Raw genomic sequence first — 416 nt, forward strand, 5'->3', positions numbered from 1 at the left:
CGCTGACCTGCGCTTTTTCGAGGGCGTCGGCCCACTGGACCCGGCCGGTGGCCAGCCGTATCCAGGTCAGCGGGTCGGTCTCGACGACGTTGGGCGGGGTGCCACGGGTGTGCCGGGGCCCCTGGACGCACTGCACGACGGCGTACGGCGGGATACGGACCTCGGTCGAACCGCCGGGCGCCTTGGCGGCGAGGCTGTCGGCGAGCAGGCGGGTGCAGGTGGCCAGCGCCTGCTTGTCGTACGGGATGTCGAGGCCCGGAACGGCGTCGTTCAGGTCGTCGGTGTGGACGACGAGTTCGACGGTACGGGTGACCAGGTAGTCGGCGAGGGTGACGGCGCCGATCCTGAGCGCGAGGACCCGGGTGCCGGGGGTGCCTTCGAGGCTCGCGGTGAGGCGTTCCTCGGTGTCGGCGAGG

At 72.1% G+C, this 416-nt stretch carries 1 protein-coding gene; it reads right to left on the reverse strand.

Going from position 1 to position 416, the window contains the following annotated elements; all coding sequences use genetic code 11:
- Positions 1–416, reverse strand: a 416-nt coding sequence (locus AOK08_RS33615) for a sterol carrier family protein (RefSeq protein WP_241827202.1), incomplete at both ends; no start/stop codon positions are given.

It is taken from the genome of Streptomyces graminilatus, assembly GCF_001418565.1.
In the GTDB taxonomy this organism is placed as follows: domain Bacteria; phylum Actinomycetota; class Actinomycetes; order Streptomycetales; family Streptomycetaceae; genus Streptomyces; species Streptomyces graminilatus.